We start from the raw sequence: 15,890 nt of genomic DNA on the forward strand, positions 1-15,890 counted from the left end.
CAAATAAAATGAAAATGAAATTAAAAAATAAAGTATCAACATACATCATGTGCTTATTAATGTTTGCTTTAACATTAATAAGCTATGGGCAACAAGATCCTCAGTACACCGATTATATGTTTAATCCGCTAAGCGTAAACTCAGCTTACGCAGGGTCTAGAGGACATTTGGCAATAATAGGGCTTTACAGGTCGCAATGGCTTGGTTTTGAAGGCGCACCAAGAACACAATCCTTTAGTGTCGATTCGCCAATAGGAAAACATGTCGGTTTGGGCGTTTCTTTAGTCAATGATGAATTAGGACCTTCTGAAGAGTTTTATTTTGATGCCGATTTCTCGTATACCATTCCCATGTCAGGAAGTCAACGACTGTCTTTTGGGGTAAAAGGAGGTGGAAAATTTCTTAATATCGATTGGAGTAAGGGCGCGCATCAAGAAGATGAAGATGTATTTCGAAACAATGTAAATAACAAGTTTTTACCCACAGTAGGAGCAGGTATTTATTATCACAGTGATAAAAGTTATGTTGGTTTATCGGTTCCTAACTTTTTAACCAATCAATATTACGATGGCGTTCAAAATGCTGTTGATACAGAAAAACTACACTTTTATTTAATAGGGGGTTATGTTTTTGATGTTAATTCCAACGTCAAATTTAAACCAGCATTTTTAGCTAAATATGTTAAGGGCGCACCGTTAATTGTAGACTTATCGGCTAATTTTATGTTCCATGATGTGTTGAGGTTAGGAGCAGCTTACCGTTGGGACGATTCGGTAAGTGGTTTAATAGGATTGCAAATTACACCAAAATTTATGGTTGGTTATGCTTATGATTATACTACAACACCTTTAAAATATTTTAATTCGGGAACACATGAATTAATGCTTCGTTTTGAATTAATCTCTAAAGAAAAGCAATTAAAATCCCCTCGTTTCTTCTAAACTAAAGCTACATGAAAAATATAATTACACTATTAATATTATGCGGAATAACCTTTGTTTATGGACAGCAAAGCACCACCAAACGTGCAGACCGATTGTTCGATCGTATGTGGTATAAGGAAGCTGCTGTTTTGTATGAAAACGAGGTGCGAAAGCTTGAAAAACATATGCCAAATCTAAATACAGCACAGCAAAAAGAATACTTTAGGGTGTTACAACGCGCTGGTGATGCTTATTTTTTTAATACGGATATGGAAAATGCTTACCGTTTTTATGATGCATTAATTTCAAAATTCAACACCCAAGTTAATCCCGAATATTTATTTAGATACGTACACACGCTTGAAGGCACAGGAAAGTATAGAGAGTCTAAATATTGGATGAAAGAATTCTCGAAACGAACTGAAAATACAGACGATCGTTCTAAAGAGTTCAGTCAGGAAAAATTAAAAATTGAAGACGTTTTAGATATATCACCTAAGTTCATGCTTAAAAACGTGTCTGTAAACACAGCGTATTCCGATTTTGGAGCTATGTATTTTAATGAGCAGTTGGTGTATTCATCAGTCGATTCCTCTAATTTTCATACCCGATTATATGAATGGAATAAGCAGCCTTACTTAAATATGTTTATTGGTGAATTAGACGGTATTGAATCCGATTTAACCAGAATTGGCGAGTTTTCAAAAAACCTAAATACCAAATACCATGAAGCGACATTAGCTTTTTCGCCAGATGAATCGGTTGTCTATTTTACTCGAAATAATTATAACGGAAGCCTAGGTCGCGACTCAAAAGGCACAAACCATTTAAAATTGTATAGAGCAGAACGCAAAAAGGCTAAAGACAGTACGTTTTCGTGGCATAATATAAAAGAACTGCCTTTTAATAGTGAAAATTATTCTGTTGGGCATCCAACGGTAAGCCCAGATGGTAAACGTTTGTATTTTGTATCGGACATGCCTGGTGCCATAGGTGGAACCGATATTTTTGTTGTTGATATTTTAGAAGGACATAGTACAGAGAGTGGTTCTAATACAAATGAAAGTTACTCCAAACCACGAAACCTAGGCGAGAATGTGAATACTGCTGGTCGTGAAATGTTTCCTTTTGTAAGCGATAAGGCACTTTATTTTGCTTCAGACGGGCATCTAGGTCTGGGAGGGTTGGATGTTTTTCAAAGTAAAATTAAAGACAGCGTTTTTCAAAAAGCAACAAATTTAGGAGCGCCTTTAAATAGCGATTTAGACGATTTCGGATTTATTGTAAATGAAGAAAAAAATCGAGGATTTGTAAGTTCAAACAGGTTAACCGGAAAGGGCGATGATGATATATATTCCTTTATTAGAGAAGCACCTATTTGTAAGCAGCTGATTTATGGAACGGTTTCAGATACGATCTCTGGAGAACCAATCGCTGAGGTTAAACTTATTTTACAAGGCGAAAAAGGTATTGCAATAGATTCAACTTTAACCAATTTAACTGGAGATTATAAATTTAAATCATCATTAAGTTGTGCTACAAATTATAATGTGATTGCTTCAAAAGAAAAATATAACCCCAAAGAAAAACCCGTAATTACTTTAAGTGAATCCGGAGAAACATTTGTGCCTATCACATTAAAACATGAACTTATTGTAAAAGAAGGTGGTTTGCTTAAAATTAAAATAGGTATTATTTATTTTGATTTAGATAAATCGAATATTCGTCCAAGCGACGCTGCTGTAGAGCTTAATAAAGTGGTGCTGTTAATGAAAGAATATCCAGAAATGGTTATTAAAATAGAATCGCATACCGATTCGAGAGGACGCGATGCTTATAATTTAGCCCTTTCAGATCGTAGAGCTAAATCCACTAGAGATTATATTATTTCTCAGGGTATAGCGCCGGAGCGTATTGAAAGCGCTATAGGTTATGGTGAAACGCAACTTTTAAATAAATGTTCTAATGGTGTGCCATGTACCGAAGCAGAACATCAAATGAATAGAAGATCTGAGTTTATAATTTTGAATATGTAATATACATTTTAAGAATTCAAATTTTAAAAACAGGGTTGAGTTAGAAATAACTTAGCCCTTTTTTTTTACTTAAAATGATTTCTGTTCAAAGTAATGTTGTTGTTCATTTTTTCATTGATGAAAAAACGAACCAAAAAAATCTAGGCTTACGAATCTTTATCTAAATTTTTCGTTCGACACCTAAATTTAAGGAACTCGCTATGATATTTATATATGAATTTTAAAATACGTTTAGCTCAAACAGCCTTAAATTTTACGGTGTTTTCACTTCAAATTTCACGATAAATTTTCGATATGCCATTTAAAAACCCGTTTCAATAAAAGATATCAAAATCAATAATCCTATTGTTTTATATTAAATAAAGATTTTAATGAATTTTTATAAAAACGTATTGGACGAAATTGGTGTTAAACAGTTTTCAAGACAGTTTTCCTTTAAAAAAAGTTAAAACGATAATGGCTAAAAAAATGAAATTACAAATCATGATTTTTTGTAATAATGCATTGGTATAGCTGATGTTGTTATTCATATTAACATCAATTTGTTTTTGAAGCTTATTTAGTTTGAAGATGTGTTGTTTTTGTAAGCTGTCAATGGTTTTACTCATGTTATGTATGGCTTCACTAACATTTTTATTATTGCTATTTTGTCTTGAAAAAGAATAGGCAACATCATTAAATTTTTGCTCCCAATTTTTTTCATCTTCCACCTCTGATAAATAGAGGTTTTTTACAGGTATATCTGGACTTAAAGTAGATGAGGTTGTGATTTCTTTTGAAGAATGCACATAACTTCTATTCATTTTATTGAATAAATACGTCATATAGAGAAGCGCTAATATTCCTGAACATAAAATTATTTTATTTCTAAGCCCTCGTGTTTTTTTTCGAGGTGGGTTGATATAAAAGGTGGTGTTTGGTTCTAAGCCTTCATCAGCATCATCAGTTTCTTCTTCATGTTTTGCTTTCTGATCTAGAAATTCATAGCGATCTAAACTATACTTATCAAGGTATAGTTTTACTCTTTTTTCACGAACTAACCAATCGAGTACTTCTCGAATATGGCGTTCGGAAACTTCAGGGTTATCAATTTTCCAAAGTACATCGCTTGCCGATAAACCCATGGGTTTTTCTCTGTCGGCGTTAAACATGATTTTTACAATCACTTCATGAATTGGTAACTCAGTCGCTTTACTCATGTGTTATAAAATATAATTATCGGTAATTAGGTAATAGTTCGCGCCACTTCCATCGGTGTAAAACGTGGCATCTGCATTTAAAATGATTTGTTCTAAAACATCAATTTTTTCTCTTAAAGCTTTCATTGTTTTTGTGAAGTCTAAGTGTGATGTTCTTCGTTTTCTTTTAACATGTTTAATTTTCGTGTTTTTCAAATATTTGTCTTTTACGGGCAGCCCCGTTTTCATAAAGAATAAATCAGCGATGGCGTCACTTTTTCGCAGTGTTTTTCTGTGGATTTTTTTATTAATGCCCTTACTCGTTTTTCTGTAGTTTTTATACAATTGAACACGATCTCGTCTTTTTGCAATTTTCCGTAATAACGGAATCAAAGATTTATAGGCTTCTACAAGTGTAACAAGTTCTTTTTTGCTCATTAAAAAAGCCGTATTCGTTTTAAGGTTGTCTCGTGGTGCGTATATTTTATCCAGATAATATTTTTCATGCATATCATTTCTAGGCACTTCTCCCAATTGATTTGCATAATCAGGATTTTCAAGAATTAAATCGGATATGGTTTTTGAGGGTTTACTTCGTAGAAAGCCTAATTTGCTAGCGTTGTATTCCAATGAATTAACCAACTCTGAATTAAATTTTAAGGAAGCACTTAAAACGCTAGAAATCGTCGTGTCGAGCGAGGTTGCTAACAAAGCTTTGTTGATTTTAGGAAATGCAATACCGCCTTGATAGCTGCTGTTTTTAGGGGCGTCGTATACGTAGATATTATCAACAGACGGAATATTGCTAAATACATTTTCGTTTTTTATTAAAGCGTTATCAACGATATAAGCTCTTATAAAATCAGCATGATGCTTGCTCACCCTGTTTAAAATGTCTTTGGATTGCAAAGTAAATTCTTGATGTTTATCGTTGGCTTTATTTTCTAATTGATAAAAAATTAATCGTGACGATGTTTGAGCGAGCTTCGTGGTGATGCGTTTAACATCTGGCAAATTGAAAAACTTAGTTTCGCCAGCAACTAATATGATATTGTTGGTAAAACTTTGTTGTGGTAATTCTTTTATGGCATTTTCAAAGCACTGCTGCAAGCCTTCGGTGTTGGGAATAGAAGTTGTTACCAAGCCGTTATCCATAAAAATATTATGAAGAAAATCTATCCAAGCCGAGAAGGATTTGCTTTTTGGAAATGCATAAAACTGCCCACAGCCGTATGAACTGGCACTAAAACTGATTTCAAAATCATTATATTTTTTGTTGGTGCTGAGTAAAATCCAAATTTGTTGCAACGAACTCATTAGCTTAAGGTGTTTCTGCTTTAAGTCTGCATTGCAATCAAAAACATAATGGAAATTAATTATTTTATTCTCTTGTTTAATGAGTTCTAAATTTGCCAACAATACGTTTTCGCCATCAACATTTATAAGTTTGTTTCCAGAATGGTCCCAAACATCAAATGGTTGAACGACTTGCAGGGTATCATTTAATGTCACCTGATTTTTTCGATGTGCGCTAAGATCAAAGATAAGGTTGGCGCCTATGTCTTTTTTTTGCACATATTCAACCGATTTGTAGTCCTCATTTAAAAATCCAATAGAGTCCGCATCAGCAAGAGCATAAACCCTTTGTTGTCCAACTTTTTTCATGAAATCTTTAGGAATCCAACCCATTGTTCTAGTTGTAGAATCCTCAGGTTTCATATTGTCCAAGTTGGAGACCAACACCGCTTTTTCATCAACACTGTGTTTATACAAATACACGAATTGATCTAGGTGCAATGCTTTAGTGTTTTTTGTTTGAAAATTTGGGTCTTTAAAAAGAAAAACACTATCGTTTTTTACATGGTTTTCAATGTTATAAAGTGTTTTTAAATCGTGTACTCCAACAACATATCTAATGGGTTTGTAGTTGTACGGACTTAATTTAGGATGCGCATATTCTAGGACAAAATCTTTATGAATCCAACCAATGTATTTAGCCGCTTTGTGTTTAGAGAAGGTGTATTTATCGCCATAGAAAAGTGAAAAAAGCCCTTTGGGCTTGCCTATAATATCGGGGTTTTTGGCCACCAATTCTAAATAATCATCTTTTTGATTAACGACATAATACGGGGTTAAAAACTGTTGTTTATCGCCTTCAATTTGAGCATAAGCACTAAAATAAACTTTATTATCAGCCCGATCTGAAAACACGGTGTAAAGTCCTTTGTCTTTTTTTTGCTTGATTTCTTTATTAGAAATGGTTTCAAAGTTGAAACTGTGCTTTTCTAGTTTATCAATTTTAGAGTAGCGTCCTATTTGTGCTTCTAAAGTATAATTAAAGCGCGGTAAAGTGCTTAGTAGTAGCATTAAAAAGATACTAATCTTACGCCGTTGGTATGCTGGGGTACATGGTATAAGATGAATCATTTATTTATAATGCTTTGGGTGACTTGTATTTTTTTCAAACAATTAAAAGTATCAATGGCCACTTCGTTTATAACTACTGTTTTTGTGCCTTTTCCTTCTAAAAAATGCAAGCCTTGGCAATAGCTGTATAAATCATTATATCTAGCGCCATTAACGACCACAACCACATCATCAGCTTGGTTACACGTGTATCGGTTTTCTATATGTTTTAAGCTTTTGTAATAATCGTTTGTGTTTTTGGTAGAAGCATCGGCTATAACTTGCAGATTAGTTTTAATATCTTCCTGCGCAAGCGATAAGGAATCTAAACGCCCAGATTCTTCAATAGCTTCAAACAGTGGTAAAATTTTAATTTGATGGTAAACAGGATATTTAGATGTGTTTGTTTTTAGTTTAACATTATAAGTGCCTTCATTTTTATAAACATAAACCACTTGGCCTTCATAAGCATCGACAGTGCCAGACTCACCAAATTCCCAAAACCAAGATTCTACGCCTGGACTGTAAGATGAAAAAACGAGTTCTTCACCTACGTAACCCACATCTATACCATAAATTCTAGGAACAGAATCGATGGCTTTTTTCTTAGGAAGTGAAATGACTTCAATTAATTTCGAGACTTTGTATTTGGAGTCGACCTCTAGGGTAACCATATATTTCCCTTTTTTCTTATAGCTGTAATTAATGTCGTGAGTACGCATTAATGTATCGCCATTCCCCAAATGCCAAATCATTTTTCGGTCACTGTAAGCATTACCATCGTTAACCAAAAACGCGAGTTCTTCATTAACTTCATAGTTGTAGTTTTTGTTAAAATCGGCTATGGTAAAATCGAGATTACTAATAGGCGTTTTAAAGGGCATTTTAATAGCGGTGATTAGGGCTATACTAATTAAAATGGCAAATAGAATTAGAACAAAAAGTCGTTTATTTAGCTTCATAATGATTAAATATTTGCTTTACATTCTTTAAGATTTTCAACAATGATTTTTTTGTTCTTGATTAATGAACTGTGTTCTTCGCGTGTATCAAAATAGATTTGTAAAATATTAGCAGCTTGAACACCAAAGAAGTATTTAGAATTCATTTTGTTTTCTTTGAAGATGGATCGGATACTGAAAATTTTTTGATTGATTTCATCTTGCTTTTGAACCTGATGAATATCAAAATCCATAGCGGTTACTTCTTCATGAATGGTTTTTATTTGCGTTGCATATTCGGTTTGTTTTTCTATGATAGTTTCATAGCTACTAATGGCTTCAAGGAGTTCGGTGTTATCCATAACCGGAACTCTTATAATGAATTTTGTTTGAAGAATGTACAAGAGCACCATTGATAAAATAAATAACAAGACGTATTTAATTTTTCTCCAAAATTTTTCGCTTAAATCTTCTATTTTCATTTACTGTTTTTTATCTCTAAATTGAATTCTGTTTATTTTTTACCACCATCTTCGCGGTATTTTTCACGACATTTTTCTAATAATTCTTTGTCGTAGATGTATTCTTCAGATTCGTTTTCATAATCATCAATAATAGCTTGAATGGATTTTATTTGAAATAAAAGCTCATTGTATAACTGAAATTGATTGGTTGTGATGGATGCGGTATTGGCGATTTCATTTTCAATATTTATTCTAAGCTGAGAGATTAAACTTTGAAATTGTTTATGCTCGCCCAAGGTTCTTTTTTTGTTTTTTAGCTTATAGACTAATTTGGTAATTTCATCTATTGAAAAAGTAATGTTTGCTTGTTTTTCAAAAACCGAATTGTATTCCGCATGCTTACTTTCTAAAACACTTATGCCTTGTTTTCCGGCATAAAGGGCGAAAAAACTACTGCAAAATATAACCACAAGCGTGATTGAAAAAACCACGGCAAATTGCAGTTGAGCCGCGACTCTTTTTTTATGATTTAATGGCTTCACTTAATAGATGTTATGGATTGGTAGATTGCTTTAATTTTGAGGGATTGCTATCAAAGTTTTAATCGATTATCGACCACGAATTATTTTTTGATAAGGGTTTTATGGTATGGCTTTCTTCACTAATTACAATATTATCTTTGCGCTGCCCGATGTATTCCAAATCACTTAATCGTTTCCATAATTTTTCTAATACACTCATAAAATAGTCTACTTTATTAAGGGTGTCATTAATATCTTGGTGGTTGTACTTAATCGCGATTACATCGCCTAAAGTGGCTTCGAAAACCGATGGCTTAACATCGATCCACTCGTAGTAATATTGAAGTAGTTTTTCTTTTTCATGGTCTTCCATAATGGCTAATTCATTCAGTAAATAATTCGCTAAAACCGATATTTTCTGACCGATATAAATTGGCGATTGTTCTTCGCCAATTTGGTTAAATTCATAGCTATGCTGACTCACAAAATCTAGAATTTTGTTGCTTAATAAAAAGGTGTTTCGCACAAGGGCATTACTTTGCCATTTGTCTTTATTTTTCTTGTTAATAAGCACTGAATAATTGCGTAATCTCAGCAGTATTTGGGCAATTTTTTTATAAAATCCGTGCAGTGTTTTATGATAGATAATACGAGCCACAGGCGGTGTGTAGTCATGGTCTATAATAAAGCTGCCATCGCGCCATTCTACTTTGCCTACCAGTAAGAAATGTTTTTCTAGAAAATTACTATTGAATTGACTTTTAGATATAATTTCGAAATGCACCTTAGGAAGCACGTAGGGGTGATGCAGGGGTGTAACCTCTGGGTCTGGTTCGCCAACAGGTACTAAATCAAAAGGATTAACAGTAACAATTAAATAAAATTGAAGATTATTATTTGTGTCTATATCCTTCGATTTAATTGTGGCTGTTGGTACTTCGCCGCCATACATTTCGGTACTAAAATCTATTTTACATCCGCCTATAGTTAGGGCAGTACAACTGTGTAATTCTAGAACTAAGCGTTCTTCGGTATGGGTTTTGGTTTCAATCTCTAATGCGGAAAGCGCTCCTTTTTTTGCTTTTAATAAACCATAATCATAACTATGGATGTTTGTTTCTACGGCATCTCTTAGTGCGTTAACCGAATTAAAATAACTTTCGGTGAAATGATCTTTATTTATTTTTACGCCGTCTGTCCAATTGACTGCGTAATGGTTGTTGTTTTTCATAGTACTGATAATTCTATTTTTAACCTTCATGTGCTTCTAGTTTAAAACTGTAGAATTTCATGAAGTTTGTTTTATGTTTTAGTTGATGCTAGCAGTTCGTTTTTCAACTCTTAATCTTCTTGACCTTGAGAAACACGACGCACATACAACACTTTCTTGTTTTTTATTTTATTATGAATAACATCTTCATCAAAATCGAGCATTCTTGTAAAAATGGGAATAGGCAGCCATTTGTTGGTGTATAAAATCCAACCATAAGCCCCGTTTTCGTCTTCTAACTCTATAATGTTATTAGGAAAACGTATGTTTTGATCGCTTACAAAACGGTTAAACCATCGGCCAAGCGTAACATCTTCAGGAAGTTTTACCGAAAAGGAAGAATATTCTAAGGCATTAGAAGCACGTTTTATTTTTACGGTGACTTGCATTAATCTAAAGGTGTCTACATTATTCCAGTATTCCTCGTCGTTTGCATCGGTATCCATAATCCAAAGTTTGTAAAACGGACTCGGGATTTTTAAAAACAAGGCTCTTGAAAACACATAAAAAGGAGGGACTAAAAACCAAAATATAGAAAGCGTCGCCCAAATGGCGTAACCCAAAGGATTTACCCAAGAAAACACTAAATAGTAAATCCACGCAGCTAAAATAACGGTAATGAGTAAACCAAGTAGGACGAGCCATTTGTTGTCTTTAAAACCGATACTCTCGAAAGCTTTAGATCGAGAAAACCAATTAAAAAGAGCTCCTATAGCTAGATAGTAGCCTATGGAGATTAATAAACCACCCCAAATAAATTCATATTTAAGCCATCCCAATAAACTTGGTAATGCCAGTATTATAGATAAAAGCAGGATAAAAACAACGAGCTTTTTTAATTTAAGTACCGCTTTTCCTTTAGCAATAGTGCTAAGTAAAAATCCCGCGGCAATGAGTAGGAGTGGGGCCAATAAATATTTTAAAAAAAACAATAATAATACATTCATAAAAGGGATGTTGTAGGTTTAAGCGCTTGTTTTTAAGGTGTTTGTTTTATTTGTGTTTTGTGTTGAAAGTAGCCTTGTGTTATAACCTAATGATGTTGTGCCAAGTTCAAATCCATTGGTTTTAGGAAATTGATATGCAACCTTTACCGCTCGATTAGCGCTTATGAAAAACGCTAATATTTTTTCGATAATTTCTCGGTGTTTTTCTAAGGTTTTATAGTCTAATGATTCTTCAAGTAATAAGGTGGCATAAATATCATCTTGCTCACTAGTTACTGGGCCTTGTGTTCCAAGATTATAGCCTAAAACACCTTGTCCTAAAACTTCAAAAGGACTTTCTTCTAAAACACAAGGTTTGTATTCTAAAAGCACATCAAAACCTAAAATAGATCGGAATAAGGTTTCTAATTCAGGTAGGTTTTCTTTTAATTGTTCAGAATTACAAAGGTTTAAAAACAGTTTGTAAAGCTGTTCTTTACTAAGCGGAATGTCTTTTTTAATAATCGCTGTTGCAAAAGCGAATAAGTTTTGCTTGGCGTAATCATCAGTGAAAATATTAATATACCGATTAGTAAGCTTTAGTTTTTCATCAAATAAGGCCGTGTCGAAAGGCGTAAAGAAATGGAGATTTTCTTCTTCTTTTTTCCTGTTTTCACGCATGGCTTCTACAACCTCGCGATTACTCATGGAAGCATTACTAATAACTAACGGATGAAAAATAATTTCGGGTAATTGATGATAAATGCTATTACGACTTAAATGAATAAATATATTATCCTGTTGTAATTGCATGCTTTGCGGCGTGTAACTGGTAATATCGAGCACGTCTTTGGAAAAAGCTCTGGAATTCATGCCGTGATTTTTAATCCAAAAATCTTTACCATTAGTATTGCCTAGCACAAATTTTAATTCTTCATAGAATACCTCTGCTTTAAAAGCGGTAATCTCACTTTTTCTAATGTCGTTTAAATCTGTAAACATTGGCTTATTGTTTTTCCCAGATTAAATTTTCATCCTTATAATCTACAAGCACATGATCGCCTGAAATCACACTTTCTGAAACAATCATTCTAGAGATGGCCTTCTTTAGGTAAGAACGAATGACGCCTGAAATTGGTCGTGCACCATAAGTTTTTGAATAGCCTTTATCAGCGAGATGTTTTGTAGCTTCTTCAGATAATGTGAGTGAAATATTTTTTTGCTTTTCTAATTGCTGTTGAAGGTTTTTAAACTGAAGCTCAAATATAAGTTGTGCAATTTCTGCATTAATTGGAGCAAAAGGTACCACTTCGGTAATACGACCTAAAAATTCTGGTCTAAAATGAGCGCTCATCACATCGATTAACTGGTTGGATGCAGGGATTTTATCTGCTTGAAATTGTTCGGAAATCCATGCGCTCCCAATATTAGAAGTGAAAATAATTATCGCATTTGAAAAATCGCCCTCGCGTCCTAATTTATCGTGAATCACGCCTTCATCCATAATTTGTAGAAACACATCATAAACAGAGCTATGCGCTTTTTCTATTTCATCAAAAAGAATAATGGAATAGGGTTTTTCTCTAATTTTATTAACCAACATACCGCCTTCTTCATAGCCCACATAGCCAGGAGGCGCACCGTATAATAAAGCTGCAGAATGTTCTTCTTTAAACTCCGACATATCAAAACGGACCATGGCGTTTTCATCATCAAAAAGTAAACCAGCAAGCGATTTTGTGAGTTCTGTTTTTCCTGTTCCGGTAGGGCCTAAAAAGAAAAATGAGCCTATAGGTTGTTTCGGATTACTTAAACCACTTCTTGATTCTATAATGGCATCCGATAAGGTTGTAATGGCATGATTTTGACCTTTTACGCGTTGTTGTAAACGGGTTTCAATATTAAGAAGCCGCTCTTTTTCTTCAGACTGAATTTTCCCTATTGGAATTCCTGTCATGCTTGCCACTAAAGCCGAAACTTCGTGTGCAGTTACTTCTTTTATAGGTTTTAGGGCGATGTTTTTAGCTTCTTTTAAATAGTCGGTTAGCTTTAAGATGAGTGCTTCTTCATATTCAATGTCTAAAATATTATACTTGGTCGCGATGTTGTTTAATACCACAGGACTGATTCTATCGGTGGCCAAACGGAATAAAAATTTTAGCTCTGAAACCGATTTTTTTTCACCTAACTTAATAGATTTTAGCTGAGTTTCTATAGCTTCAATTTCTTTTAAAGCGTTGGTGTTACTCATGTAAACCGCAGCTAGGGTTCGGTCTAACAAATCAATCGCGCCGTAGGGTAGCTTATTTTTTTTAAAATACCGTTTGGAATAAATTACCGATTCTGTAATGGCTTCTTCAGCAATTTTTAATTGGTAATAAGCCGTGAGTTTGTATTTATGGTTTTCTAAGCATTTTAATAAGACCAATGGCTCTAATTCCTCCAACTGTATAACCTCCAATTTTCTATTTATAGAATGCTTTTCGATGGTTTTTCGGTAGGCATCAGGATTAATAGTGGCTATAAGATTGACTTTACCTTCATTAAGTTGTGCTGAAATTAAGTTTGTAACGGTTCCAGAGTTGCCTTGAGCTCCTTCCGTTAGAATTTGGATGTCATCAATAATAAGTAAACTGTTTTCTAACTTTTCAATTTTATCGAAAATAGCACTCAGCTTTTTAGATACTTCATTTTCATTAGCACTATTTGCCAATAATTTTGAGGCGTTTAGCCCTATAATTTGTTTTTCGGCTAATAAGGGATTTGTAGATTCGGCGATGTGTTTAATTAAACCTTTTACAATGCCAGTTTTTCCAACGCCAGAGTCGCCAACCAAAAGAATGCCTCGGTTTTCTTGGCGTTCTAAACTTTCTAAAATGCTTCGAATTTCCTTATCGCGGCCTAAAATTAAAGCGCCTTCATCACAGTTTTTTTGATTGATGAGGTTGGTGCAATGGGGGATAGACTGCAATAATTCGGCATGTTCGTTATCGGTAAGTTGTTTTGTTGCATGGGTTGGCGATTCATAAAGTTTATAGAATTCGTCTTCAGTCACCGAAATGGTTTCCAACTGTTTGTCGTTGTAAACCACGCCTTTTCTTATAATAGCCGTAAACATGCAAACCCCATCAATGTAATCGGTGCCCAGTCGTAGTTTGGAGCGTTCGGATTCTTCAAAAACCTTTTCTATTTCAACATCAGGCATCGGTTCTCCGGTTTCACCATCTTGAGATTCATACATTTCTTTTCGCATCTCAAACCACTCTTTAAGGTAGTCTGTGTCTTTGCCCATGCTAGACAAAATATCGCTTACACCTGTAGTTTCCATGAGTAAGGACAAAGCCAAGTGTGCTACACCGTAGGTGGCATGTTTGTCTTTTGAAGCAAAAGATATTGCTAATCTTACAGCAGATACTAAACTGGGGCTGAAATTATTTTCAATCATTAATCTTAAATTATATTTACACGATAGGGGGTGTTGTGAACCGATTTGTTCTGTAATTCGAGTTGTAAAAAATGGCTTAAACGTTTTTTGTTTTCATGATTTAAATGGCCACTTTCAAGCAAGCCTACATCAACATTTATGGTTCTAACTAGACCTTGTTTTTTATGAGATGATATGCCTACTCCCGATTTTACAGCTACACTTTTTATAGTGTTTCCAACTGTCATTGACACAAATTCTTTAATGTCTTCATTCGAAACAATTCTGTTTTTTGATAGCAATCCGTACCTAAAGCTGCTTATTTTTTCTTTAGTTCCGTTTTTTACCATGCCACCAACCGTGTCGGTTTGAAGCAAGATGCTATCCGATTCTAATCCAATGGTTTGATATTGGCAAAGTAATGTGCCTTTTTTTATACCATTCGCTAAGTTGGCATTGGTGGTCCAGTAGGCACACTCGTAGGTATTTGATGTTTCGTGAGGCATGGTTAGTAGATATACTTTTTCATTATTATCACTAACATTTTTGTATTTGTAGTTTACTTTTTTCTCGAGTACATTTAGTTTGTCGTTCAAATCTTCTAAATAGGCGTTCAATAAATCGTAACCAATAGCTGAAAATGAGCTGCCTTCTTCTCGAACGGTTTGTATCACCTGATTTAGAATAAATTTAGCGTTGCGCTCGTCAAATTGTTCGATATCTCCAAAATAGAGAGAAAAAGAACCTGCTAAATTATTAATGTCATTTTTCAATGCGCTTTTGTAAGCGATGCCGTTATCATCAATAAGCGATTCTGTGTTTAGAAAAAACTCATCATCAAGAGAAAACAAGGAAATAATTTTTCCGTTTCTTTTAATGTTGTGTTGTCGGTATGAGAACTTCCTGTTAACAATGGGGAAGGTGTTTAAAGAAATGCTAATTTTCTCTAATTCTTCTTTTACAAAGGCGACTGGAAATACAATTTTTAACCAAAAAAGATTTTTATTATTGGCTTCCAAATCGTCACTATTAAAGGTTTCTTTACAACGCTCTACTAAAGTGTGTTTCTTTTTGTTACTGTTTGAAAGGTCTAGAGTATATAGGTAATCTTGGTAATACCTATGGATGGCATCGTAGTAATGTTCCTTTTTGAGGGATTGTTTTTTTTCTTTTTGAAAGATGTGGATTTCGTTTTCATCAAAATCATAAACTTTAGCCATTTTTAAATAAGAATTCAGGTTTGAATCTTTTAGTAATAAACTAATGGAGAGATTATTAAGGCTGTCTAACAAAGGTTCATCAATATCAATGCCTACCCACATGCTGTATTCAGAAACGGAGGTTTCTTTATAGGATGTTATAGCTGGTTTAGAGCTGCTTTTATCATTAAAAGTAAGCTGATTCCCGAAGGCTGTGCAATAGATTTTTGCTTTGATTAATTCTTGGTTATCTAAAGGTGTGAAAAAAATATCGGTAAAATCTCCTTTTGAAATTTTCTGAAAATAAAGCTGTGTTTTTTTACTTATTTCTCCTGTATCTTCGGAAGGTTGTAAACTTATTAATGCATGCGCAGGAATGGGTAAAGACCAGTTTTCATTAACCAATATTTTCGAGATACGCTCTAATAATTTGGCATCAGATATTTTTACATCTTGATATACCTTTGATAATTCAAAAGAAAACACATCCAAAAACATTTCAATTAAAGGGTCTAAGATTTGATTTTTATCTATGCCCCATAATTCCATAGCTCGCATTTTCATGCGTGCTTTTATTTCTTCATAATTGCTGTTAACCATAC

General features: G+C 33.9%; 12 protein-coding genes. 2 read left to right on the plus strand and 10 right to left on the minus strand.

All coding sequences use genetic code 11. The features are described 5' to 3' along the window. Positions 1–8: 8 nt before the first annotated feature. The gene (locus H6X70_RS00150; protein WP_194765654.1) at positions 9–941 is read left to right on the plus strand and encodes a type IX secretion system membrane protein PorP/SprF; all 933 of its coding nucleotides are present in this window, start codon (positions 9–11) and stop codon (positions 939–941) included. An 11-nt stretch (positions 942–952) separates the two neighbouring features. Then, positions 953–2,959, plus strand: coding sequence for an OmpA family protein (locus tag H6X70_RS00155; protein ID WP_194765655.1), 2,007 nt, complete (start codon positions 953–955; stop codon positions 2,957–2,959). A gap of 419 nt (positions 2,960–3,378) precedes the next feature. Here H6X70_RS00155 and H6X70_RS00160 read toward each other — a convergent pair whose 3' ends face one another. From H6X70_RS00160 to H6X70_RS00205, 10 genes are all read right to left on the minus strand, one after another. Further along, on the minus strand, positions 3,379–4,158 hold the full coding sequence (locus H6X70_RS00160) for a DUF5457 domain-containing protein (RefSeq protein WP_194765656.1): 780 nt from the start codon (positions 4,156–4,158) through the stop codon (positions 3,379–3,381). 3 nt (positions 4,159–4,161) lie between these two features. Beyond that, a complete protein-coding gene (gene tssR / locus H6X70_RS00165) occupies positions 4,162–6,564 on the minus strand; it encodes a type VI secretion system protein TssR domain-containing protein (RefSeq protein WP_194765657.1) in 2,403 nt (800 codons plus the stop codon). Further along, the gene (locus H6X70_RS00170; protein ID WP_194765658.1) at positions 6,561–7,505 is read right to left on the minus strand and encodes a PKD domain-containing protein; all 945 of its coding nucleotides are present in this window, start codon (positions 7,503–7,505) and stop codon (positions 6,561–6,563) included. Before H6X70_RS00170 ends, tssR begins: the two co-directional genes overlap by 4 nt. A 5-nt stretch (positions 7,506–7,510) precedes the next feature. Continuing rightward, positions 7,511–7,966 carry a type VI secretion system TssO gene (gene tssO, locus H6X70_RS00175; RefSeq protein ID WP_194765659.1) on the minus strand — a complete coding sequence of 152 codons (456 nt, stop codon included), beginning with the start codon at positions 7,964–7,966 and terminating at the stop codon, positions 7,511–7,513. Between the two features lie 32 nt (positions 7,967–7,998). After that, the gene (locus H6X70_RS00180; protein WP_194765660.1) at positions 7,999–8,490 is read right to left on the minus strand and encodes a hypothetical protein; all 492 of its coding nucleotides are present in this window, start codon (positions 8,488–8,490) and stop codon (positions 7,999–8,001) included. A gap of 58 nt (positions 8,491–8,548) precedes the next feature. Further along, positions 8,549–9,730: a hypothetical protein gene (locus H6X70_RS00185; RefSeq protein ID WP_194765661.1), complete on the minus strand. Its 1,182-nt coding sequence runs from the start codon at positions 9,728–9,730 to the stop codon at positions 8,549–8,551. Positions 9,731–9,810: 80 nt separating this feature from the next. After that, positions 9,811–10,686, minus strand: coding sequence for a TssN family type VI secretion system protein (locus H6X70_RS00190; protein ID WP_194765662.1), 876 nt, complete (start codon positions 10,684–10,686; stop codon positions 9,811–9,813). Between the two features lie 18 nt (positions 10,687–10,704). After that, the gene (locus H6X70_RS00195; protein ID WP_194765663.1) at positions 10,705–11,667 is read right to left on the minus strand and encodes a hypothetical protein; all 963 of its coding nucleotides are present in this window, start codon (positions 11,665–11,667) and stop codon (positions 10,705–10,707) included. A gap of 4 nt (positions 11,668–11,671) precedes the next feature. Further along, positions 11,672–14,110 (minus strand): AAA family ATPase, encoded by a 2,439-nt coding sequence (locus tag H6X70_RS00200; RefSeq protein WP_194765664.1) that lies wholly within the window; start codon positions 14,108–14,110, stop codon positions 11,672–11,674. 5 nt (positions 14,111–14,115) lie between these two features. Then, positions 14,116–15,888, minus strand: coding sequence for a type VI secretion system baseplate subunit TssF (locus H6X70_RS00205; RefSeq protein WP_194765665.1), 1,773 nt, complete (start codon positions 15,886–15,888; stop codon positions 14,116–14,118). Between the last annotated feature and the right edge of the window lie 2 nt (positions 15,889–15,890).

It is taken from the genome of Tamlana sp. I1 (genome assembly GCF_015355625.1).
GTDB lineage: Bacteria > Bacteroidota > Bacteroidia > Flavobacteriales > Flavobacteriaceae > Pseudotamlana.